This window comes from Shewanella carassii (assembly GCF_002777975.1).
GTDB lineage: Bacteria > Pseudomonadota > Gammaproteobacteria > Enterobacterales > Shewanellaceae > Shewanella > Shewanella carassii.
Map to the genome: position 1 here is coordinate 292698 of NZ_NGVS01000033.1, position 23597 is coordinate 316294.

Annotated in this window: 19 protein-coding genes and 1 pseudogene; 13 read left to right on the plus strand and 7 right to left on the minus strand. The window is 51.2% G+C overall.

Features of this window, described 5'->3' with window-relative positions:
* Positions 1–9 precede the first annotated feature (9 nt).
* The 5 genes from mmsB (at position 10) to CBE72_RS17525 (ending at position 5243) form a co-directional block, all read left to right on the plus strand.
* On the plus strand, positions 10–909 hold the full coding sequence (gene mmsB / locus CBE72_RS17505; RefSeq protein ID WP_100145375.1) for a 3-hydroxyisobutyrate dehydrogenase: 900 nt from the start codon (positions 10–12) through the stop codon (positions 907–909).
* Positions 910–919: 10 nt separating this feature from the next.
* Positions 920–1675 carry an SDR family oxidoreductase gene (locus CBE72_RS17510; protein ID WP_039032781.1) on the plus strand — a complete coding sequence of 252 codons (756 nt, stop codon included), beginning with the start codon at positions 920–922 and terminating at the stop codon, positions 1673–1675.
* 162 nt (positions 1676–1837) lie between these two features.
* Positions 1838–2731, plus strand: a complete 894-nt coding sequence (locus tag CBE72_RS17515; RefSeq protein ID WP_157929108.1) for a hypothetical protein — start codon at positions 1838–1840, stop codon at positions 2729–2731.
* Positions 2732–2884: 153 nt separating this feature from the next.
* Positions 2885–3106: a hypothetical protein gene (locus tag CBE72_RS20460; RefSeq protein WP_100145379.1), complete on the plus strand. Its 222-nt coding sequence runs from the start codon at positions 2885–2887 to the stop codon at positions 3104–3106.
* A 109-nt stretch (positions 3107–3215) separates the two neighbouring features.
* On the plus strand, positions 3216–5243 hold the full coding sequence (locus tag CBE72_RS17525; protein ID WP_167387701.1) for a S9 family peptidase: 2028 nt from the start codon (positions 3216–3218) through the stop codon (positions 5241–5243).
* 3 nt (positions 5244–5246) lie between these two features.
* On the opposite strand, the gene CBE72_RS17530 is transcribed toward CBE72_RS17525, so the two are convergent.
* Positions 5247–5645: a MerR family DNA-binding protein gene (locus CBE72_RS17530; RefSeq protein WP_100145383.1), complete on the minus strand. Its 399-nt coding sequence runs from the start codon at positions 5643–5645 to the stop codon at positions 5247–5249.
* A 190-nt stretch (positions 5646–5835) separates the two neighbouring features.
* Here CBE72_RS17530 and CBE72_RS20570 point away from each other — a divergent pair.
* The 4 genes and pseudogenes from CBE72_RS20570 to CBE72_RS17545 all read left to right on the plus strand — a co-directional run.
* Positions 5836–6489 (plus strand): annotated as a pseudogene (locus CBE72_RS20570) (heavy-metal-associated domain-containing protein); the annotation flags it as partial.
* A gap of 249 nt (positions 6490–6738) precedes the next feature.
* Positions 6739–8928 carry a heavy metal translocating P-type ATPase gene (locus tag CBE72_RS17535; protein ID WP_229671953.1) on the plus strand — a complete coding sequence of 730 codons (2190 nt, stop codon included), beginning with the start codon at positions 6739–6741 and terminating at the stop codon, positions 8926–8928.
* Between the two features lie 244 nt (positions 8929–9172).
* On the plus strand, positions 9173–9559 hold the full coding sequence (locus CBE72_RS17540) for a hypothetical protein (protein WP_100145387.1): 387 nt from the start codon (positions 9173–9175) through the stop codon (positions 9557–9559).
* Between the two features lie 204 nt (positions 9560–9763).
* Complete coding sequence (locus tag CBE72_RS17545) at positions 9764–11356, plus strand: ABC-F family ATPase (protein WP_025009796.1); 1593 nt, start codon at positions 9764–9766, stop codon at positions 11354–11356.
* 97 nt (positions 11357–11453) lie between these two features.
* Here CBE72_RS17545 and CBE72_RS20595 read toward each other — a convergent pair whose 3' ends face one another.
* Positions 11454–11852 carry an RICIN domain-containing protein gene (locus CBE72_RS20595; RefSeq protein WP_157929115.1) on the minus strand — a complete coding sequence of 133 codons (399 nt, stop codon included), beginning with the start codon at positions 11850–11852 and terminating at the stop codon, positions 11454–11456.
* A gap of 578 nt (positions 11853–12430) precedes the next feature.
* Between CBE72_RS20595 and CBE72_RS17555 the strand changes: the two genes are divergently transcribed.
* The 3 genes from CBE72_RS17555 to CBE72_RS17565 all read left to right on the plus strand — a co-directional run bounded on the left by CBE72_RS17555 (position 12431) and on the right by CBE72_RS17565 (position 16194).
* Complete coding sequence (locus CBE72_RS17555; protein WP_100145391.1) at positions 12431–13678, plus strand: HlyD family secretion protein; 1248 nt, start codon at positions 12431–12433, stop codon at positions 13676–13678.
* Position 13679: 1 nt separating this feature from the next.
* The gene (locus tag CBE72_RS17560) at positions 13680–15827 is read left to right on the plus strand and encodes a peptidase domain-containing ABC transporter (RefSeq protein ID WP_100145393.1); all 2148 of its coding nucleotides are present in this window, start codon (positions 13680–13682) and stop codon (positions 15825–15827) included.
* A 154-nt stretch (positions 15828–15981) separates the two neighbouring features.
* Positions 15982–16194, plus strand: coding sequence for a Blp family class II bacteriocin (locus CBE72_RS17565; protein ID WP_100145395.1), 213 nt, complete (start codon positions 15982–15984; stop codon positions 16192–16194).
* Between the two features lie 1360 nt (positions 16195–17554).
* Here the strand turns inward: CBE72_RS17565 and CBE72_RS17575 are convergent.
* The 3 genes from CBE72_RS17575 to CBE72_RS17585 are packed head-to-tail and all read right to left on the minus strand — an operon-like array spanning position 17555 to position 20540.
* Positions 17555–18562 carry an ArsA family ATPase gene (locus tag CBE72_RS17575; protein WP_100145397.1) on the minus strand — a complete coding sequence of 336 codons (1008 nt, stop codon included), beginning with the start codon at positions 18560–18562 and terminating at the stop codon, positions 17555–17557.
* A gap of 26 nt (positions 18563–18588) precedes the next feature.
* The gene (locus tag CBE72_RS17580) at positions 18589–18861 is read right to left on the minus strand and encodes a cory-CC-star protein (RefSeq protein ID WP_025009799.1); all 273 of its coding nucleotides are present in this window, start codon (positions 18859–18861) and stop codon (positions 18589–18591) included.
* Complete coding sequence (locus tag CBE72_RS17585; protein WP_100145399.1) at positions 18861–20540, minus strand: carbon starvation CstA family protein; 1680 nt, start codon at positions 20538–20540, stop codon at positions 18861–18863. Before CBE72_RS17585 ends, CBE72_RS17580 begins: the two co-directional genes overlap by 1 nt.
* Positions 20541–20954: 414 nt before the next feature.
* On the opposite strand from CBE72_RS17585, the gene CBE72_RS17590 reads away from it, so the two are divergent.
* Entirely contained in the window at positions 20955–21926 is a 972-nt protein-coding gene (locus CBE72_RS17590; protein WP_100145401.1) for a nucleoside hydrolase, read from the plus strand.
* 79 nt (positions 21927–22005) lie between these two features.
* Here the strand turns inward: CBE72_RS17590 and CBE72_RS17595 are convergent, their stop codons facing one another.
* Positions 22006–22575, minus strand: a complete 570-nt coding sequence (locus CBE72_RS17595; RefSeq protein WP_093982697.1) for a DUF1415 domain-containing protein — start codon at positions 22573–22575, stop codon at positions 22006–22008.
* Between the two features lie 141 nt (positions 22576–22716).
* Positions 22717–23535, minus strand: coding sequence for a DUF2797 domain-containing protein (locus tag CBE72_RS17600; RefSeq protein WP_100145403.1), 819 nt, complete (start codon positions 23533–23535; stop codon positions 22717–22719).
* Between the last annotated feature and the right edge of the window lie 62 nt (positions 23536–23597).

Below are 23597 nucleotides of genomic sequence, written 5' to 3' on the forward strand. Positions count from 1 at the left end.
AGCAAACAGATGACAACAGTGGCTTTTATTGGTTTGGGCAACATGGGTGGGCCGATGGCGGTCAACCTGATCAAGGCCGGGATGACTGTTCGGGTATTCGATCTGGTGCCGGCGGCGATGCAGAGTCTGGCAGAGCAGGGGGCTATAACTGCCCAGAGCGCCTGTGGCGCAGCGGCGGGTGCCGATGTGGTGGTAACCATGTTGCCGGCCGGCAAGCATGTGCGTAGCCTGTACCTCGGTAGTGAGCAGCAGCAAGGGCTGCTGGATGTTGTGGCCGAGGGGACCTTGCTTATCGATTCATCGACCATAGATGCCGACAGCGCCCGCACTGTGGCGGCTGCGGCGGCCGCCAAAGGGCTTGAGTTTGTTGATGCGCCGGTTTCCGGTGGCACCGCCGGGGCCGCGGCCGGTACGCTGACCTTTATCTGCGGCGGTAGCGACGCAGGTTTTGCCAAGGCCAAACCCGTTCTCGAGTGCATGGGCGCCAATATTTTCCATGCAGGCAGTGCCGGCGCCGGTCAGGTTGCCAAAATCTGCAACAACATGTTGTTGTCTGTCTTGATGGTAGGTACCAGCGAGGCGCTGAGTCTGGGGATAGATAATGGTTTGGATCCCAAGGTGCTGTCAGATATCATGAAAGTTTCGAGCGGCGGCAACTGGACCTTGGAGAAATACAACCCCTGTCCCGGGGTGATGCCAAGCGTGCCATCGTCCAATGACTATCAGGGCGGGTTTATGGTGGATCTTATGGTTAAGGACCTCGGCCTGTCCCAGGAAGCAGCGCTGTCCAGTCAGTCGAGCACCCCCATGGGCGCACTGGCGCGCAGCCTCTATGTCAATCATGCCCGCAAGGGTAACGGTCGTCGCGATTTTTCCAGTATTTTTGAACAATTCAAGCAAGAGAAATAAGGATAACCCAATGGATGTAAAAGGTAAGGTAGTCGCCATCACAGGTGGAGCCGGTGGACTGGGTCTGGCCATGGCGCAGGAGCTGGCCGCAGCCGGTGCCCGTCTGGCGCTGATCGATGTGGATCAGGACCGTCTGGAGCAAGCCTGTGCTCTGCTGGGCGAGACCGAAGTGCAGGGTTATGCGGTGGACATCACGGATGAAGAAGATGTGATGGCAACCTTTCAGTACATTCTGGAAGATTTTGGTCAGCTCAATGTGCTGGTAAACAACGCGGGTATTTTGCGTGACGGCATGTTGATTAAAGCCAAAGAGGGCCAGGTGACAGACCGTATGTCGCTGGAGCAGTTCCAGTCGGTTATCAATGTAAACCTGAGCGGCAGTTTCCTCTGTGGCCGAGAAGCCGCCGCTGCCATGATAAGCTCTGGTCAGGAAGGGGTGATTATCAATATCTCCAGCCTGGCTCGGGCCGGCAATGTGGGGCAGAGCAACTATGCCGCCTCCAAGGCAGGTGTCGCTGCCATGGCGGTGGGCTGGGCCAAAGAGCTGGCGCGCTACAAGATCCGGGCCGCTGCTGTTGCACCCGGGGTTATCGCCACCGAAATGACCGCTGCCATGAAACCGGAAGCGCTGGAGCGCCTGGAGAAAATGGTACCGGTCGGCCGTCTGGGTGATGCCGCTGAAATCGCCTCGACAGTTAAATTCATCATTGAAAACGACTATGTCAATGGCCGGGTATTTGAAATTGACGGCGGTATCCGCCTGTAATTCAATGCTTTGAGATCAAGGCTCAAATAGATATCATCCCTGTTCTTTACCGCGTTTCAAACAAGGACAGGGATGATGTTTTCTTCCACCAGGCAGGTTTCCTTTAACCCTCTATTGTTGTCAACCTCGCTAGTGCTGACAGCTTCGCTCTCCTGTGCTCTTGTGAGCTCACAAGCCAATGCTAGCCAAACCAACGCCAGCCAAACCTTACACACTACTCAGACAGTTCACCCCAGTGAAGCCAAAGCTGCCATACGTCACGAGGAAGGGCGGCAGATTTATGCCGAGCAGATGGAAGGAAAACTGCTCGCCAAAGATGGCCAGAGCTTGCCAGAGGGCGTTGCGCCCAAGACGTTGCTCGATTGGTTGGCGCCGGGACGTTCCCCGGACTTGCTGGCAAGCATAGGCGCCAAACCTTGGGGTAACCAGGGCCTGTATCTGGGCTATGCCTGCGTGGTTGCCGAAGGATCGGATCTTAAATATACGGATGGCAGCGATCTATGCAGTGAGAACTTTGCCGAGCGTCAGACCCATGATTTTTACTTTGCCGTATTTAAGCTGGACCAGGGGAGCTTCCAAGCTGTTGCTACCCACGATGGCCCACTCAATACCTCGGTCAACTGGAACGACTCCAATCTGGAGAGCACAGTGGATGGCGGTTCTGATACAGTACCTCAATCGGTCAAAAAGCTGGATCTGGCACCCTATAAGGTCAATGATCAGTTAACCGCCATAGGGATCCGAGTTGGTTTCAGTGAAGGCTTTGCCGGCGGGGGAGCCTTCTATGAAGCGCTGCAGCTCTATGTGATCGATGGCGATAAGCTGGTGAATATCTTCTCTGAACCCATGTATTTCTATAAAGATCTAGCCGGTGAGCGGGATGAAACCGGCGTCCGCGCCCGGGTTATTGATGAAGGCAAAAATCTGCTGCAGTTTCTTGGGCGTAAACATCAGGGATACTATGATCTGCGCCTGAAAAATGTCGACAATGGCAGCAAAGTGGACTTTCGTTGGTCCAGGGACGCCGAGCGTTATTTGCCCAAAAACGCCGGTTGAGCCGCGCGTCTAAGTCTCTCAAAAGTTATCATTCTGCAATCCAGGGTGTCAGATACTTGTCCGCTTTGTATCACAGACGTTGACAATTCTTGTCCTGGATTGAACAATCCCCCTACTAAAAGGTAAAAGCACCAGAGGTATAAACACTCACCCATGCACTGGCTGGAGAAACAAATCAAGCGCCTGCTTTTGTTGGTGGGAGTCGTGGGTGTCACGGTAATTTACTTTGGATTCTTTTACCTGCTTCTCAGCGGTCGTTCCACTGAACCCATCACCTGGTACTATTTGCTTTCACCTTGGATCTGCATCTTTTTTGGATTATCCAGTATGCAGCAGTACAGGGTTTTGCAGTGGTTCTGCGCCAAATTTAAATAACAATACAAGACTTAAGTTGTAGTAGTTTCAACCTGCCCAGTGGGCGGGTGTTGGGGGAAACGAAACCATGATTTTCAATCCCGGAAAGCAAATTCTGGCCGCAGCGCTGATGGCTTCAGTGCTGCTGGGATGTGGTCAGCCTGCGCAGGAGCAACAAGCGCCTGCCGATAATGAGCAGAGGATTAGCGCCGCTTATGGCAGTTGGGTCTCTCCTTTGGGGGCCGCCGAAGTCTACGGCAGCGCCTCGGTAATAGGCGAGCTGCAGAGTGTCGGTGATGCGATTTACTTCTCGGAATCCAGCCCGGCCGAAGGCGGCAAGGTGGGGATCAAGCGTCTCGAAAAAGACGGCAGCATTACCGGTGTGGTAGCGCCGGCCTTTGGTATCGGCAGCCGCGTTCATGAATATGGCGGTGGCGACTTTCTCGGCATAGGCCAGAGTCTGTTTGTCACCAAGGGGCAGGATCAGCTGTTTTACCGGATAGCGCCCAATCAAGAGGCGCTGGCACTGACGCCCAATGGCACCCGCCATGGCGACTGTATCTCTTATCCCAAGGGCTCACGGATTATCTGTGTCCGGGAAGATCATCGTCAACCGGGAGAGCCCAAGGCCAGTTTAGTGACCATTAACCTGAATTTCTCCGGTGAAGGGGATATCTTTGTCGATGGACACGACTTTATCAGTTCTCCGGCAATCAATGCCGACAATACACAGCTTGCCTGGATCACCTGGGAACATCCCAACATGCCTTGGGATAATACCCGGTTGTGGCTTGGGGATCTTAACCGCAAGGGGCAGTTGACCAATATTCGCCAAATCGCCCCTGAGCATAAGGGCGCGCTGATGCAACCCCTGTTCAGCCCAAACGGCGTGCTTTACTTTATTGCCGACTATGACAACTGGTGGAACCTTTATCGGCTTGATGCCAAAGGCGATATCGAACAGGTTACCCAACTCAAGGCTGAAATCGGCGGCCCTGCCTGGAAGTTGGGGCAGCACGCTTACGCCTTTGAGAATGAAAACACCCTGATAGCCAGCTTCAACAAGGAAGGCGATGCCGGATTGTTGCGACTGGATCTGCAGACCGGCGTCATTGAAGTGCTGGCTGCCGACTTTGCCGATATCAAACAGGTGGTGCAGGGGGCCGACGGGGTTTATTTTGTTGGCAGTAGGCCAACACCCGAGCGCGGCATCTATAAGGTTTCCGGCCGCGGCACAGAACTTGTGTATGCTCCTAAAATTTGTGGTCTGGATCCCAGATACATCTCCCGCGCCATCAATGTGGAGTTCACCACCAAGGGGGGAGACAAGGCTCATGGCTATTTTTATCCGCCGGTAAATGGTGACTACCAACCTCTGCCGGACACCCGGCCACCTCTTTTAATGATGTTGCACGGAGGCCCGACCGCCAAGGCCAACCGCGCTTACAATAGCGCCATTCAGTATTGGACCAGTCGCGGCTTTGCCGTGTTTGAGCTCAATTACCGCGGCAGTACCGGCTTTGGTCGCCAATATCGCCAGAGTCTCTATGGCAACTGGGGTAAGGCCGATGTCGAGGATGCTGTCTGGGCCGCCGGGTTTTTAGTTGACCAAGGCTGGGTCAGTGCTGACAAACTGGCGATTCGCGGCGGCAGTGCCGGTGGCTTGAGCGTGCTCTCGGCCTTAGCCTTCCATGATAAGTTTAAGGCCGGGGTGAGCTATTTCGGGATCAGTGATATCGAGGTGCTGGGCAAGGAAACCCATAAGTTTGAGTCAAGATACCTAGATCAACTGATAGGCCCTTACCCCAAAATGAAGGCTGTATATCGTGAACGCTCGCCCCTGTATCATCTGCAGGGATTCAATGAACCCTTGCTGCTGTTGCAAGGGCTCGAAGATAAGGTGGTGCCACCGAATCAGTCGCAACATATCTACAAGGCGCTGAAAGACAAGGGCGTGCCCACGGCGTTTATCGGTCTGGAGGGAGAGGGGCACGGCTTTCGCCAACCCCACAACAAGATACTGGCGCTGGAATCAGAGCTGGTATTTTACGGCATGGTGTTTGACTTCACCCCGGCGGGCATGTTGCCAACGTTGGCGCTGGATAATGCCGAAGCACTGGCGCGAGCCAGACTGCAAGCCCAAGCGCCTGAGTCTTGATCCTCAGACCTTTTGGGCCTCACTCGAAAGGCCATTTATGATGGCGCATTCAGACTGGTTGCCGCCGCGGCACTGGGATACCAGCTCGCTCAGTTGGGCATGCAGCGAGGCCAGTCTGGCCATCTTTTCTTCCAACGCCTGCAAGTGCCCCTTGGCCAGACGTTTGACATCCTCGGCGCAGCGTTTGGGATTGTGTTTCAGTTGCAACAGATCCCGGCATTCATCCAAGGTAAAGCCCAGCTCGCGGCAGTGCTGCAAAAACTTGAGCGCCTCGATTTCAGCCGCCCGGTACACTCGATACCCATTGGCGCCTCTGTGGGCCTCAACCAAGCCTATGTCATGGTAATAGCGGATACTCTTGATACTCAGACCCGTTGCCTTGGCCACTTCGCCTATTTTCATCGCTGAACTCCTGCCCTGTTGGGACTCTTGTGGGCTATTTTGTCGCGCCGCAAGCGCATTGTTGAGAGTCAGGGCACCTTTTCTATTATGGATAATTATCCGGGCTTGACTCTCCTGTTACGGGAGACTTTAACCTTTATCTCAGTGTTGAGCCAGCCTCGCTTGCGAGGGGCAAAGATGGGAGTTTCCAATGGACCAGATACAATTCACCATAGCGAATATGAAGTGCGGCGGCTGCGCCCGCAAGATAAAGGCCCTGTTCGCCGATGATACCGGCGTAGAAGCCGCTACCGAGGTGGCAGATAAGTCGTTGACGCTGACATTCGCCCCTAGCGCTGAGCTCACCCCCGCCACGGCGCTGGCGAGGCTGAAAGACGCAGGTTATGACGCCGAGCAGGCCGAGATTGCCGCTCCCGGCGCCGGTGACAGCGCGCAAGAGCCCAGTCCTGAACCCAGCCCTGAGGCCCCTGGCAGCTTTAGTTTCCATGTTGCCGATATGAATTGCGGCCACTGTGAGAGTAAGCTTCGCAAGGCGCTGGCTGATGAGCTTGAGGTAGACGTCGACCTTAAAGACAAACAGCTACGGGTGAAAAGTCACAAGAGCGCGGCCGAACTGGCCGAATTGATAACCGGCGCAGGCTTTACCCCGCAAACGCTGGAAGCTGGCAATACAAGTGTGCCGGAAAACTTCCGCTTTTATGTTGGCGATATGACCTGTGGCCATTGTGAGGCCAGTATTCGTAAGGCGCTCAGCGATGAAGCCGAAGTGACGGTCAATCTTAACCAGAAACGGCTTGCACTGAAAAGCCATAAAACCGCCGCCGAGTTGACCGAGCTGTTAAAGGCCGCTGGGTTTACTGCCGAGCCTTGGCGCGATGAGCATGCCGATACTGATACTGATACTGATACTGATACTGATACCGAGACTGATACTGAGACTGATACTGAGACAGAAGCTCAGGCTGACGCTTCGAAATCGGCAGTGGCCGCAACTACAACTGAAGCTGAAACTGGCAAGCATGCCGATAAAGCCGTCAAGCAGAAGGCCGCCACGGCTCACCCTGCCAACCCCACACTACTGTTTGTGCCAGATATGAGCTGCGCCAGCTGCGTGGCCAAGATAGAAAAAGCCTTTGCCGCCAAAGAGGTCGAGGCCAGAGTCAACTTGGCCGATAAGCAGGTGAGCGTAGCCGCAGGTTTGCTAGTGGCTGAAGCCGTTGCGCTGCTGCTCTCGGCCGGGTATCGCGCCGAGCCGATAACGGATGCCGCCAGTGCCATGGCCGACAAGGCCGAGCATGATGCCAGGGAATATCGCACCCGGATCAGGCAGGCCATTGCCGGTCTTGGGCTGGGGATCCCCTTGATGATCTGGGGCCTGGCCGGTGGTGACATGATGATCCACGATAGCCAAAGCCAACTTATCTGGGGCGCCATGGGGCTGTTGACCTTGTTGCTGCTGGTCACCACCGGGGGGCATTTTTTCAGTGGTATGTGGCGCTCACTCAAGGCCAAGAGTGCCAATATGGATACGTTGATCGCCTTGGGTACGGGCACGGCCTGGCTTTACTCCATGCTGGTGGTGCTTATTCCCGGCTTTTTCCCCGACGGCACCCGTCATGTGTACTTTGAAGCCAGTGTGATGATCCTCGGCTTGATTAACCTTGGGCACGCATTGGAGCTGAGAGCCCGCGGCAAGACCAGTGAAGCGGTGCAGAAGCTTATTGGCCTGCAGAGCAATACGGCCATCAAGATCACCGAAAACGGCGATGAAACCGTGGCCATAGCAACGCTGGTGGTGGGCGACAAGCTGAGACTGCGCCCGGGTGACAGAGTGGCGCTCGATGGTGAAGTGCTTTCAGGCAATTCGCTGCTCGATGAGTCTATGCTCACAGGCGAACCCATTCCCGTGGCTAAATCGGTGGGCGACAGTCTGAGCGCCGGCACAGTCAATGGAAACGGCAGCCTTATTTACCAAGTTACTGCCGGGCCTGCCGATACCCGCCTGGCGAAGATTATCGCCCTGGTTCAGGAGGCCCAGACCTCCAAGATGCCCATAGGGCGACTGACAGACAAGATAGCCGCCGTGTTTGTGCCTGTGGTGGTGGTGATTGCGCTGCTGGCGGCCATCATCTGGTATTTTGCCGGCCCAGAGCCCGCGCTGTCTCATGCGCTGGTGGTGCTGACCAGTGTGCTGATCATCGCCTGTCCCTGCGCCTTGGGGCTGGCAACGCCTATGTCCATCATGGTATCTGTCGGCCGCGCCGCTTCCATGGGGGTATTGGTGAAAAACGGTGAGGCGCTGCAAACCGCCAGCAAGGTTAGCTGTGTGGTGCTGGATAAGACCGGCACCATCACAGAAGGTAAGCCCGCCGTCACCCAGGTGGATATTTTCGATGATGCCTTTGATGAGCGCGAGCTGCTGCGCGCCGTGGCGAGCCTTGAGCAACACTCGGGTCACCCCTTGGCGGCGGCGCTGCTGGATGCCGCCAAAGCCAAAGAGGTTGTGCTGAGTGAGCCGCAGGGGTTTGACTATCGCCAGGGGCAAGGTCTGCTGGGGCAGTTTGAAGGCCGGCAGTGGGCGGTCGGCAACAGCAAGCTAATGGACGCACTGGGCATTAGGCTGACCGAGGCGCATCAGGCAAGGCTGGAGCAGGGGGCGGCGCTTGGACACACCCAGGTGCTGGTGGCCCGAGATAATCAACTGCTGGCGTTGGTGGGGATCAGTGACCCAATCAAAGCCGATGCCAAGGAAGCCATGGTCGCGCTCAAGGCCCAGGGCAAGCGCTTGGTATTGCTCAGTGGTGATAACCAGGCCACCGCCGAAGCCGTGGCGCGTCAGGTGGGGATAGAGGAAGTCATCGCCGGGGTGTTACCGGATGAAAAGCAATCCTGGGTCAATAAGTTTCAAGCGCAGGGTGAAGTGGTGGCCATGGTCGGTGATGGGATCAATGACGCCCCGGCGCTGATGGCCGCCGATGTCGGCATTGCCATGGGCTCGGGCACAGAGATTGCCATAGAGAGTGCCGACCTGACCTTGCTTAACCCTAGACTGGGCAGCTTGGCCGGGGCATTTGCCCTGTCGCGGGCGACACTTGGTAACATCAAGCAGAACCTGTTCGGCGCCTTTATCTACAACACTCTGGGGATCCCGATTGCAGCCGGGGTGCTGTACCCGCTGACAGGGATCTTGCTGAGCCCTGTGGTGGCCGGCGCGGCAATGGCGCTGTCTTCATTGACTGTGGTGACCAACGCCAACCGCTTGCGGCGTCAGTCTTTGGATTAAGCTTGTTCAGCGTTCGAGCCGGGGGAATTGCCCCGGCTTTTTATTGTTTTCTTGTTTTATCGCCTTGTTTTTCCTGTTTAAATAAGGGGTTTGCCTTTGCTCAGCACCAATGCCTGCCGAAAAACGCAGCCTTTGGTCAATATAAGCTTGGGGCTGGATATCGCTGGCCAAGTGAGTCACAGCAGGGCTATAGGGAATAAGAAAAAATGGGGAATGAGAAAAGGAATGGGAAAGGAGTAGGAAAATGCAATCCAGAAAATTAACCGCGGCAGCTAAGCTGAGTCTGCTAGGCGGTGTCTTGCTGCTGAGCGCCGTCTCTGTGCCTGCTCAGGCGGGCTGCGGCGAGAAAACCACTGAGTGCATAGTGATCAAGGGTGACAGCCAAAAGACCCTGGAGTGTGAAATCACGGTTTGTGCCAATGTGCACTCATTTCTCAGTCGCTGGCAGTTGGCCGATGGCACCACGCTGAGCACGGATTACACCGAGGACAGCGAGAGCATCACTATCAATGGTGAGCCGGGATATGCCTTGCCTGCGGATATTTTGCGCACTGAACTTGGCTGTTACAGCACTTTTGCAACAAACAAGGCGGAAACTACCTTGGTTTGTGGCCGCGATCTGGATTTTTAATCTGCTAGCAGAAGATTTTTAAAGTCTTTTATAAACAGCTGGTTGCACTTTTTTATCTCAATGAACGACCGCGAGTTCGGTTGATAATTCACGCAGGAATGTTATAGTGCCCGGCTTTATTTACCCGGCCAATCATAGGCCTTGGGCTCTTGGACGCGGCTTTACATAGCCCGGTCCCGCATCTGGATATTTTGGAATCATACAGTGATAACGACAGCTAACATCACCATGCAGTTTGGCGCCAAGCCGCTGTTTGAAAACATCTCGGTTAAATTCGGCGAAGGCAACAGATACGGCCTTATCGGCGCCAATGGCTGCGGTAAGTCTACCTTTATGAAGATCCTTTCCGGTGAGTTGGAGCCAACCTCGGGTAATGTGTCGCTGGATCCCAACGAGCGTCTGGGTAAGCTGAATCAGGATCAGTTCGCCTATGAAGAGCACAGCGTTATCGACACAGTGATCATGGGTCACAAAGAGTTGTGGGCGGTGAAGCAGGAGCGCGATCGCATCTACTCCTTACCGGAAATGAGCGAAGAAGACGGCATTAAAGTGGCCGATCTTGAGATGCAGTTTGCCGAAATGGACGGTTATACCGCAGAGAGCCGCGCCGGTGAGTTGCTGCTCGGGGTGGGTATTCCGCTGGAACAACATTTTGGCCCCATGAGTGAAGTGGCACCGGGTTGGAAACTCAGGGTGCTGCTGGCACAGGCCTTGTTCTCTGATCCCGATGTATTGCTGCTCGACGAACCGACCAACAACTTGGATATCGATACCATTCGCTGGCTGCAGGAGATGCTTAACCAGCGTAACAGCACCATGATCATCATTTCCCACGACAGATACTTCCTCAACTCTGTCTGTACCCATATGGCGGATCTGGACTATGGTGAGCTGCGGGTCTATCCGGGCAACTATGATGAATACATGACAGCCGCCTCACAGGCCCGCGAGCGCCTGGTGGCTGAAAACGCCAAGAAGAAGGCACAGATTGCCGAGCTGCAAACCTTCGTGGCACGCTTCTCTGCCAACGCTTCCAAGGCCAAACAGGCCACGTCCCGTGCCCGTCAAATCGACAAGATCAAGCTGGATGAGATCAAGGCTTCCAGCCGGGTTAACCCCTACATTCGTTTCGAGCAGGAGAAGAAACTGTTCCGTAACGCTTTGATTGTTGAGAACATGAGTAATGGTTACGATGAGCTGCTGTTCAAGGATGTAAACTTTATCGCCGAAGTGGGCGAGCGTATCGCGATTCTGGGTGAAAACGGTGTGGGTAAGACCACCTTGCTGCGTACTCTGATCCACGAGTTGCCACAAAAGAGCGGTACCATTCAGTGGTCTGAAAACCATCGTATCGGCTACTACGCCCAGGATCATGCCAGCGACTTTGAAAATGATATGAACCTGTTTGACTGGATGGGTCAGTGGCGTCTGGAAGGTGATGACGATCAGGCGGTGCGTTCAGTGCTGGGCCGTATGTTGTTCAGCGCCGATGACATCAAGAAATCTGTCAAAGTACTGTCCGGTGGTGAGCAGGGGCGTATGCTGTTTGGCAAGTTGATGCTGCAAAAGCCCAATATTCTGGTGATGGACGAACCGACCAACCACCTGGATATGGAATCGATTGAGTCGTTGAACAACGCCCTCGAACTCTATGAAGGCACCTTGCTGTTTGTCAGCCATGACCGCGCCTTTGTGTCATCTCTGGCCAACCGTATCATAGAGATAAGCGCTGATGGCGTGAGCGACTTCAAGGGCACTTATGATGAGTTCCTGGCCAGCAAAGGCATCGAAGCCTAAGTCTTTTATGGCAGGCTTGGTGTAACACCAAGTAAAAAAATCACAATAAACAAGGCCGGTTCATTGAACCGGCCTTGCTGTTTTTTAAAGGCTTGGATCAGAGGCTGGACTTCCACTTCTGATTACTGTCGCCATGGTGGTGGTAGAGGATAAGAGCCGCGCCGGCTTGTTCTCCCGAGGCATCAAGCACCTGATTGGGTGCCATTCGGCTTGAGAACACGCTGCCGTCTTTATCGAATGCCTGAGCCGGATTGGAAGCATCGTAGGGCACCAGTGCCAACTGGCTATGATCCTGGGTATTGCCACCCGGAATGTGCAGGCACAGTCCCGCGTCACCAGCCAGTTTGATACTGGTTTGCGTTTCAGCTGCAGCTAGGGGTTGGGTTCCCAGCGCAAACAGGCCGGGGATCAGGGCAGAGAACGGACTTTTGGCACTGGGCCAATCTCCATGTCCGATTAGCTTTTCATAGGTTAGTCCACGAAGTTGCTGGTTAATGTAGGTTTATTTCGCAACTGCTAAACTTCTGCACCCTCATGTATATGGCTAACACTGGTTTTAATTAAGCGATTGTTTAAATCTTGTTAAGAAATATTGTCTCTTCGATTTGGTTTTCCAGAATAATCGCATACGATAAATGTAACACTATGTTTCATTGTGTTGAGCGTATATATCCAGGTTAATCTCAGGATCCGCTGTTTATTGTCAGCGAATATCTGAGCTTGAAATCCAATGTATAGCATTTTCAGCTTATTCAATATTGATTTTTAATCAGCTTCTGTATCTCTTTATATCTGTGAATGATTACTCTTACTGGGTGAATATTAACTAGTAACCTTAGAAACCTTTTGATACAAATTACTTTTAAGTTGGGGGTATTGATATGATAGATGTTTTTAAAGTTTCTCATTTGTGATGACTGTAGCTTTATCTGTTCTGTTGAAAAAAGCGTGTTGACATTATTTTTTTTGTGTGTATTTTTGTGTTTATTCTTAATGATTTGAATACGTTTTTAACGTATGGCATTTCGAAGTAATTTTGGCGTATAGCATTTCAAAATGGAATTATAGTTATAAATGAATGGACTCTTCAGAAAGGAAGCTCTTGATTATTCCAATAAAAGGTTGTTGGGGAGTGTTTCTCTAGCTCAACCTTTATCTGTTCACTTTTGGGTTTTCACTGTTTTTTTGAGTGTTTTATCCATAATTTTATTCCTTTATTTTTCAGAATATGCCAGAAAGGAAACGGTGAGAGGTTACTTGCTTCCGGATGCTGGAATAATAAAAACATACCCTGTAAAAGGTGGAATCGTAACCGAATTACATGTCAAGGAGGGTGACAATGTTGTTTCTGGCCAACCAATCGCGGTCATTAGTGTTCAAAGTGGCACAGCGTCTGGCGAAGAGATTGGTGAAAAAATAGTATCTTCTTTATTATCACAAAAAGCCATTCTACTGGAAGAAAAACAGCAACAAAGACAGCTTCACCAGAGCGAATTGTCACGCCTTAAACAGCGTAAAACTGATCTTGCAATTTCACTTTCAGTATTTAATCGCCAATCAGAAATAATGACGAGTAGACTTACTCTGCTGAAGACGGAATCTGAACAATATTCAACTTTACATGGAAAAGGTTATTTATCAGACATTGATTACAGAGCACAAAAGCAAAAACTATTGATAGCTGAGCAAGACTTGGAAGAGGTCAATGCCAATAAGGCGTCAGTTTCATCTGAGTTGAATCAGATAAATGCGGAGTTAGCCTCTAATCCAATACAGTTTGAGCTAACTATTGTGTCACTTGAAAAACAGCTGATAGAGCTACAACGGCAGATAGATGAAATTAATAATACTTACCGATTTGTGATAACAGCTCCAGAGTCAGGTGTAATTGCAGCAGTCTCCATTGTTCAGGGTGAGTTTGTTGCAGTGACCCGGCCCTTAGTCAGTATTATTCCCGAAGGAGCTGAGTTAGTCGCTGAGCTCTTATTACCGACGCGTTCTGCCGGTTTTGTCCGCGAAGGAGATGAAGCCAGGCTGAGATTTGATGCATTTCCTTATCAAAGGTTTGGTTTTTTGGAAAGTCAGGTTGCACGTATTGATAAGGCATTGATTGTAGAGGGTGAGGCGAGTCTACCTATAACTTTAAATGAGCCTGTCTATCGTGTAAGGACAATACTCTCAGCTCAGAGTGTTCAGGCTTATGGTGAATCTTTTAACCTAAAAAGCGGCATGTTGCTTGAAGCCGATATAGTGCTTGATCGACGTTCAATCTTTGACTGGTTATTGGATCCTATTTACAGCTTGAGAGGAAGAGTCGGTTAATATGCAAACCTATACAGATACAACTCAAGATCCTTTGTCTTTGCTGGAGTTTTCCGGTACCAGACATGTGCCATTGGTTATGCAAACTGAAGTAGCAGAATGTGGTCTTGCATGCTTGTTAATGGTTGCCAGTTTTCATGGTCACAAGCAGGATTTATCATCTTTAAGGCAAAGCTTCAACGCCAGCTTAAGTGGAATAAATCTGCAACAGATGATTGCACTAGCCGACAAAATAGGACTATCCAGCAGAGCACTGAAATGTCCTATTGAAGAGGTGGGTAAGCTAGCTTTACCTTGCGTTTTACATTGGGATATGAACCATTTTGTGGTATTGACCGGTGTGACCAAGCGTTACATCTGTATCAATGACCCAGCGCAGGGTAAACGCAAAATGACTCTGCAGGAATTTAGCCTGCATTATACCGGTATTGCGCTGGAATTAGCGCCAAGTGCTGAGTTTAAAAAACAAGATTTACGCGTAAGGATGAAGTTGAGCCAGCTTTGGAGTCGTATGACAGGTCTAAAGCAGGGGTTACTGGCCTTATTGGTATTGTCGGTTATCTTGCAACTATTTTCCCTGGTAGCACCTTACTATATGCAGTGGGTTGTTGATGAAGTTCTCCTTAGTCGAGACCAACCATTGTTATTTGTATTGGCTGTGGGGTTTGGTTTGCTGGTTATTTTGAATGTTGTAACGACAGGGGTCCGCAGCTATTTAGTACTCAGACTTTCCAGCATGATGAATATTCAAATGGGAGTTAATCTGATAAGGCATTTGTTCAAGTTGCCAATGAGTTATTTTGAAAAACGACATATTGGTGACTTAGTATCGCGCTTTGGTTCATTGGCACAAATCCGCGAGCGACTAACTACGGGGTTAACAGAAACGCTGGTCGATGGGATTATGTCACTGGCAGTATTGGTAATGATGCTGTTCTATTCAGTTAAACTAACCTTGGTCGTTATTGTTGCCATACTCTTATACACCCTATTGAGGCTGGCATTATATCAACCATTGAGACGTACCACAGAGGAAACTATTCAATCCCAAGCCAAAGAACAAACCAACTTTTTGGAAAATATTAGGGGTGTCCAAACAATTAAACTTTTTACCTCTGAATATCTAAGGCAGAGCCTTTGGCAAAATCACTATGCGGAGGTGATTAATAGTGAAATCCGTCTAGGTAAGCTTAAGATTAGCTTTGATGTGGTTAATAAATTATTGTTTGGATTGGAAAATGTTATTGTTATCTATTTGGCGGCAATGGCCGTAATGGCTGGCAGTTTAACCGTCGGTATGATTTTGGCTTTTATCGCATACAAGAACCAATTAACCGAAAGAATGACAAACTTTATAGAGCAGCTTATCCTCTTTCGGATGTTAAGATTGCATCTGGAGCGGATCTCCGATATCGCGATGAGTGATATCGAGGCTAACCGTGATGCCAAATTTCAACTACCAGAAGCCAAGGGGGAACTCGAATTAAAAAACGTCAGTTTTCGCTATGCCGATAATGAAGCTTGGATCATAAAAGATCTCAATCTTAAAGTAACATCGGGTGAATCTCTGGCCATTATTGGTGCCTCTGGTTGTGGTAAGAGTACTTTAGTAAAAATTATGCTTGGCTTGCTGAAACCTACTGAGGGAAAAGTATTGCTTGATGGTATCGAAGTTAGCAAGGTTGGGCTAATACAATACAGGAAGCAAATAGCAGCTGTTATGCAGAACGACACCTTGTTATCAGGTTCTGTACTGGACAATTTATGTTTCTTTGACCCGGAGCCGAACCTGCTTAAAGTACAGCAGTGTGCACATTTAGCAGCAATTGATGAAGATATCAATCGGATGCCAATGGGGTACAACAGCCTGGTAGGTGATATGGGGAATCAGTTTTCTGGTGGTCAGGTTCAGCGACTATTGCTTGCCAGAGCCCTTTATAAAAGTCCTAAGTTGTTGTTTATGGATGAGGCCACCAGTCATTTGGATGTGATGAATGAAATACGTATAGGGGAGCAGATAAAGCAACTTGCCATGACCAGAATTATCGTTGCACATCGCCCAGAAACTATTAAACAGGCAGATAGGGTATTGGTGATGCATATGGGGCAACTTCATACGCCTGAATCTTTACAGCAGCAAGGAGCGTAACTTGGTACTTAGGCAGTTTAAGTCAACCTCAATGGGAAAGCTGCTTAAGTCAAAGGCACGGTCAAGGTTTTGCGGCCGACCGTGCCTTTGAAAGGTCGCTTGATGAAAGCATCAAGTAAACACAGTTTCAAAATTTTAGTGAGAGAGAAATTTTATGCAAGAACTAAATGATAAAGAGTTGGAAATAATAAATGGGGGAATTAGTGGGGCAGGATGTTTTACTCTCTCTGCTAGTACTTCCATTATGGGAGGAACTATTGGGGTAATCGCTGGAGGAATTTTTGGGCCTGCAGGTATGGTTGCTGGAGGTGTTTTTGGTGCTACAACAGGGCAAAGGTTCGGTTTGGCAATGTGTTCGATGTTATAAGAGGGGAAGAGAAAAATGCAAGAATTAACAGTTAAAGATACAGAGATAGTGAATGGTGGAATAAATTCTGGAGTATGTTCAGCTGCAATTGTCTCAGGCTCTGCACTTGCCGGCGGCATAGCTGCTGGATACTTCTCTCTGGGTCTAGGGTTCACTGGTGGGGCATCGGCTGGTGCCTTTTTCGGAGGATTTGTAGCAGCTGCGGTGTGCTATAGATAATCTTATGGGAAGGGGGGAACCCCTTCCATTAACAGATAAAGTTAATTATGAAAGATATAAACTTATATATTATATTAGCGTATGTTTTACTTGTTTTTATTTTGATTTTCCCAATTGGCACTCTTTCTAAGATTGTAATTTTTATTGTAGGGCACGTTGTTATCTTGCTAGCTTACATTTTTAAAAGAGGTAAGTAGAAATTATGTTCTAGGATTTTGCTAGTTTTTTAATGTTTTTATATATTGAGTTTTCTATAGCTTTAGGATTTTAGTATTCCTCTTGCGATATTTCAGTTTTTGAAAAAGTTAATGTTAGCTGTCGTTGTCATCCATTATTCCATAGGTTGTTTTTATTGGTAATATTAGTAATTATTTTAGCCAGAGTTTACATGTCATACATTATTGAGTGTTGGAGGTGGAAATGAAGTGGTTAAGTAAAGTGAAGGTAGAAGATCTATTCCCTACAGAGTACGCTTTGGTGGATTCATTTGGGTTGAGCATAATTTTTAAGTTAATCATTTTTGTCGTAGCATTTTCTTGGCTTGGCTTTATTCTTTTTGTTATTGTAAAGTTGTTTTTAAATTAATATGATTACTGCTGAAGTTGAATTCGCGGTGGGTTCTATCACGAAAGGAAACGCTTATTCTCAGTAATGCAACGATTAAATTAGTTAGCGGAGGAGGACTCTCCTCAGCAGGATATAAGATGTTAAAATTTATTTTAATCGGGTTTGTAGTGGTAGGTTTAACTATAATAGGCTTTAGGCATAAACTAGATTTTAGAACGAACACAAAAGGTTTATTTTTAGGGTTTTTATTTATTTCCATTGGATTAACTTTAATACTAAATAACTGATCCTATTTGTGCTGCATCTTGCTGAACCATTGTGGCGCAAGAGTTTCCGGATATGTGATCCTGAAGCCCACCTCATTAGGCTGGTGTTCTAACTGCGTCAAGTTACTACTTGGAGACGATATCGGTTCAGTGATCTACTTTTGGAGCAGTTATTTAGTTTGTTAGTGTTTTTTCTTTGTGGATTTCTTCATAAATTAACCATCATCTGTTGCCAATAGAAATTCTCGATTTAGGAAAGGGAACAGGCAAAGCTTTGGAGGCAAGTTTGGTTGAACAAATAAGAGAATTTACAGCCCGGCTTTGGCCAGTTCGGTCGCCATCTGTTCAAGGCCGCTCAGGCCCTGGATATCGGTTTCCTTGAGTGGCAGTCGAAAGCGGCGCAGTTTGCTAAAGTTTGCGTCTATCTCTTCGAGGTGCACGGCTTCCTGCTGGCGGCGTTTGGCAAGAAAACTGCCATCGGCCTCGGGTGGCAGCAACCGATTGATTACCAAACCGGCCAGCGGTAACTGCTCGGCCTGCAAACTGGCCACGGCGCGGCGGGTTTCCAGAATAGGCAGCTTCTCTGGGGTCAGGACAAACAGCAGCCCTGTTTGCTGCGGATCTTTAATCAGCTCGCGGGTGCGCTGCAGCAGCCGTTGGCGCGCCAACAGGGTTTCGGCTATGGCCTTGTTGCGCGGTGCCATTCCGGCGGTGGCGTGCTCGGCCGGATCGTCGAAGGGGTTATCGACATCACGGCCTCGCCCGGGTGTCAGGTGCGACAGCATGGCGCCGAGCTTCTCTGATTTCTGATTGGCGCTCAGCATACCTTGGGTCCAGGCGGCCATCGCCTCAGGCAGGCTCAGCAGCCTAAGGGTATGGCCGGTGGGCGCAGTATCGAAAATAATCAGATCGTATTCACCGAGGCCGCTTTCCAGAGTCTTGGCAATCCGCTCCAGCAAAGCCGCTTCCTGGGCACCGGGAGACTGTCGGGTGAGACGCATCTGCCGCTCAATTTCAGCGAACATCTCCGGGCGGGTAAAACTTTTCAACTGTTGGCTGACCCGGTCGAGATGTTGGCGCACTTCCTCATCCGGGTCGATTTCCAGTGCATCCAGATTGGGTGCCAGCCGGGTGTAGTGATCGCCTATCTGCTTGGCAAAGGCATCGCTCAGGCTGTGGGCCGGATCTGTGGACACCAAAAGGACTTTCTTGCCGCGTCCGGCCGCCAACAGGGCCAGTGAGGAGGAGACAGTGGTCTTGCCGACACCGCCTTTGCCACCCACCCACAGAATACGTTTGTCGGTCAGCTGCGCCATAGCCCGTCCTTAATTAACATCTTGTTTCAACAGCATCTGAACTGATCCAGCGGTGAGTGGGGCATACCCATACGCAGGTGCCAGTCATGGAACTTTTCCAGCATCAAGGGCTGCAGCTCCAGAGTGTAGTAACTGGCCGGGTTGGGTACCCCCATCATTTCGGAGAAGATCAGCAGCATAAAGAGATCGTCCTGCTCCCTGCGGGCGCGGGCGACTGCCGAGCGAAAAGGGGCGTTATACGCCTCTTCCGCCAGGTGGCTCAGGTCTTTGACCAATGCCTTGATCTTCGCCAGCTTCATCAGTCGTTCTCCGCTGCGGTTTTACGCGCCTTGAGCGAGCGGCTCAACGTGGCACTGCACTCCAGTGAAATGACTATGGCGGCGATCAGTACCACCAAGTCCAGAGTGAACAGGAACCAATCCTGCTTGTCGTAGAAGCCCTTGAGCTGAATAAGTAGGCCCATGGTGGTCATCACCAGCAGGAAGATAAGCGGAGCCAGGGTATACCACATGGGGCGACCCAGTTTCACCAGCATCACTGTGATTACCAGCAGTGTCAGGCCAGCCAGCAACTGGTTGGTGGTGCCAAACAGCGGCCAGATCAGCATGCCACCCGAGCCGTCACCGCCGGCACCGAAGGCCAGCAGCAAGCAGGTACCCACGGCCAGCAGAGTGGCGACGGCGCCATTTTGCATCCAGTTGAGGTTATAGATGCTGCCCCATTCCTGGAAGATGTAACGCTGTAGCCGCAAGCCAGTGTCCATAGTGGTACCGGCAAACAGCACTACCATTACCGTCAGCAGGGTTTGTGCCATGGTTTCATCCATACCTATCCCGGATTCGAGGATATTGGCGCCGCCCTTGATAAAGGCGCTGACGCCCCCCTGACCAAAGGCGTGATAGATGGCCTGCCAGTCGGCCAGGGTCGCAAAACCCGCGGTGGCGGCTATGATGGCCGCCAGTGCCAGAGAGCCTTCGCCTATGGCGCCAAAGTAGCCGACAAAACGCACATCTGGCTCTTTATCCAGCTGTTTTGAGGTGGTTCCGCTGGAAACCAGGCCGTGGAAGCCGGAAATCGCGCCGCAGGCAATGGTAACAAACAGCAGCGGCACTAGGGATGGAGTGCCTTCGGGTACATCGGCATTAAAGGCCGGTGCCACTATGTCAGGCGCGCCCAGAAGCACGGCGCCGTAGAGCAAGCCTAAGCCGATAAACAACTGAATACCATTGATATAGTCCCGCGGTTGCAGCAGCATCCATACCGGCAGCAGCGAGGCGATGGCGGCATAGACAAACAGCAGGATGATCCAGCTCTGGTTATCTGACAGCGGCCCTAGGGTTTCCGGCAATGCCAGCGGCATGGATGGGCCGATATAGATCAGCGCGTACAGTGCCGCCACGCCGACAATGGACACCACCAAGAGGTTGATAAGACGACGGTAGATGAGCTGGCCTATGATGAGTGCCACCACTATGGCGCCCCAAACCGGCAGGGTGGCGCTGGGAAAGTTGATCAACTGCTTGGCAATGACAACGGCAAATACGGCGTTAACCATGAGCAACACCAAAAATATCACCACCATAAAGATGCTGCGGGCCCGCTCGCCGATAACATCACCCGTGACCGCACCTACGGATTTGGCCTTGTTGCGGTTGCTGGCCCAGATGGCGCCGGCATCGTGCACTCCGGCAAAGAAGATGGTGCCGAACACCACCCAGAGGAAGGCCGGTACCCAGCCCCAGATAACCGCAATGGCCGGGCCGATAATTGGCGCGGCTCCGGCCACAGAGGTAAAGTGGTGGCCCCAGAGTACATATTTATTGGTGGGCACATAGTCGATACCATCCTGCATCTCGTGCGCAGGAGTCACGAAGTTGGGATCGACTTTGAAGATTTTTTCGCAGATGAATTTGGAGTAGACAAAATAGCCAGCCGCCATCGCGCCCAGGCCCATTAACATCAACAGCACAGCATTCATGGGACACCTCTTGTTGTTGTTTTGATATGTCGATGTTAATGGAAGGTGGTTGTGGCTGATATCAGACTAAAGTCCTATTCGCTCGCGGCTATCAAGAACAGCATTTTTGCTGTAGGCATTTGTCAGTAAAGCAATAATTGCCTGCAATACCGCTGTGGATGATTTCCCGGCATGTCCAGCACCGATGAGGAGCGCAAGCTGCGAACCCATGGCCTTTATTCTGATACGAGTAATTGAGGCGAGGGCGGCGATTATCGCCAGTTTGTGAACAGATACCGACCATCGAAGCTCATTTTTGACATTTAGTATGGCAAAGCGGGGCGCGAAGGCTTGGCTTTGAGGCTAAAATGGGCCTGCGCCACCGGCATCCAGTGGCGCAGATAATATCAATAACATCACAAAGGAAGCTGGATTGTGACGAAGAAAATTATCCTGGATACAGATCCCGGTATTGATGATGCAATGGCAATTCTGTTTGCCGAAGGCCATGCCGCCGTGGATCTTATCGGTATCACCACAGTATTTGGCAACGCCACCATTGAAAACAGCACTCGTAATGCCCTGTATCTGAAACAGAAATACGGCATGAAGGCAGACGTATCCATGGGGGCGGATAAGCCGCTGTCGCGCCCTCCTGTCGGCCCTACCACCATAGTTCATGGTGAAACCGGTTTTGGCGATCTGCAAGTCAGCGCCGCCGATGTCAGCCTGAGCGCCGATCCCCGTCCGGCTTGGCAATATATTGTCGAGCAGCTCAAGGCGCAGCCGGGGGAGATCACTCTGGTGGCTGTTGGGCCTCTGACCAATCTGGCACTGGCACTGCAGCATGAACCCGGGATCACCAAACTGGTTAAAGAAGTGGTGATCATGGGGGGGGCCTTTGGGGTTAACGGCCATCAGGGCAATGTCAGCCCGTTTGCCGAAGCCAATATCCATGACGATCCCGAGGCGGCCGATATCGTATTTACCGCCGACTGGCCCGTGGTGATTATCGGTCTGGATGTGACCCATGAGAGTTTCTTTACGCCCGAGTATCTGGATAAGCTGCGCGATGAAGCCGGTGAGCCGGGACGCTTTATTCACCAGATAAGCCGTTTCTATCTCGACTTTTACCAGCGTAGCCTGGGAATTTCCGGCTGCCACGTGCACGACCCCTCGGCGATTGCTTATGTGATAGACCCCAGCCTGTTTACCCTGAGAAAGGGGCCTGTGCGGGTGGTCTGCTCCGGGCCAGCTATAGGTCACACAATGCAGAAAACCTATGAGCGGCGCCATCCCCACGATGACTGGAGTGATATGCCGCCACAGAGTGTTGGGGTAGGGGTGCGCAACGAGGCGCTGCTCGAACTGTATCGCAACACCCTGATAGATTTCGGTCGTCGGTAATTATCTTCCAGGATCACCGTTTCGGCTTATTTGTGAGATTTGGCCGAAACGGTACCTCTGGGCATTTGCTCTTTACCACTCAGGGCTTGCGGCTCAGGCAGTTTTGCAGCAGTTTGGCGAAGAACTCGCTGCCCTTGCGGCGGGCAAAGGCGATGTTGCGCTCGGGAATCGACTCAGGATCATCATATTCGGCCAGGGCCTGTTCCATACTGGCTTCACGTATGATGTGCAGGGTCGGATAGGGCGCTCTGTTGGTATAGTTGGCGGCATCATCCTGGGCCTCCCCTTCGAAACAATAGTCGGGGTGAAAGCTGGCCAACTGGTAAACCCCTTCATAACCCTCTTCGAACAACAGCTGCTCGGCAAAGGCCAACAGATCCAGATAGAGGTGAAAACCTTCAAAGCCCCTCGGCAGAATGAACAGGCTGGTTTCCGCTTGTGGGTGCTCATCCAGATATTGGCACTCGTCCAGCAACGCCTGCAAGGCAGTATCCATGCGGCTTTCTTCGCAAACTGTGTAACGAATCGAGTCGCGCTCGACTTCCCGCCTGGCGAAGGGGCAGATGTTGTACTTCATGATCACCTCCTTGACCCAAGCCTGGGTCTGGGCGGCGATAGTCTGGGATCCCATCATGGAGTCTGTGGCCATATTCTGCTCTGTCTCTGTGTAAGGGCGTTATTGGCGGCCATCATAGGCAGCCTCTGGGGTACTGGCAAGCACCAAAGGTACTGAGGGATGAAATACGGCGCCCATCCAAGTGGCGCCGCTTGTTTGCTCAAATTAAAAAAATCAGTAGCTGACTTCCACTTCATAAGAGGTGAACTTGCGGATATTGATTACTCCGGTATCGAAAAGCAGGTATTGCCCCTTGATGCCCATCAGAGTGCCACTGACAACGGCTTCTTTATCAAAGTTATGGGACTTGATCTTCTTCGGAAACTCACTGACCGGGTAGTGAATTTGCGTCTCTGTCTCGGTCAATCTTTCTATCTTGTAATCACCGCGGCTCATTGCCAGCTCGTGCAGGCGGGTTTCGATACTCGGCAATAGCGTTTCGGCCTTGGCCTTGAGATCTATCTCGTCGTTGTTGCCCTTGAGCATCGCCTGCCAGTTGGTTTTGTCGGCAATCAGTTTGGCCAGTTCGACTTCGATGAGGCCGGAAAGCTGCCTGCTGCTGACTTTGAATATCGGCAGCCCCTGGGTGGCTCCCTGATCCAGCCAGCGGGTGGGCAGCTGGCTGTGGCGGGTAATACCGACCTTTATTCCCGAGGTATTGGACAGGTAAACATAGTGGGGCACCATGCAATGGGTGTCGCCCCATTCGGGTTCGCGGCAGGTTCCCTGATCATAATGACAGGTTTCCGGTTTCATCACGCAGAGATCGCAGCTGGCGAGCTTCTGCATACAGACATAACAGTGGCCCTGAGAGTAACTCTTCTTGGTCTTCTTACCGCAGTTGCAGCAGAAGATGTTACCCGTGTGACTCAGGGTTAAACTCTTGCCGATCAAAGGGTTCAACGCCAGGCGCTGTTCAGCCACTCTGAGGGTGTATTGTGCCAGATGGTTCTCGTCCAGGGCGACGGCCATCTTATCCAGTGTTCCAAGCATAACGACAAAACTCTGTTCTTGTGATTTTCGCCAGTGTATCAGTTTTCCTAATAGGAATTATC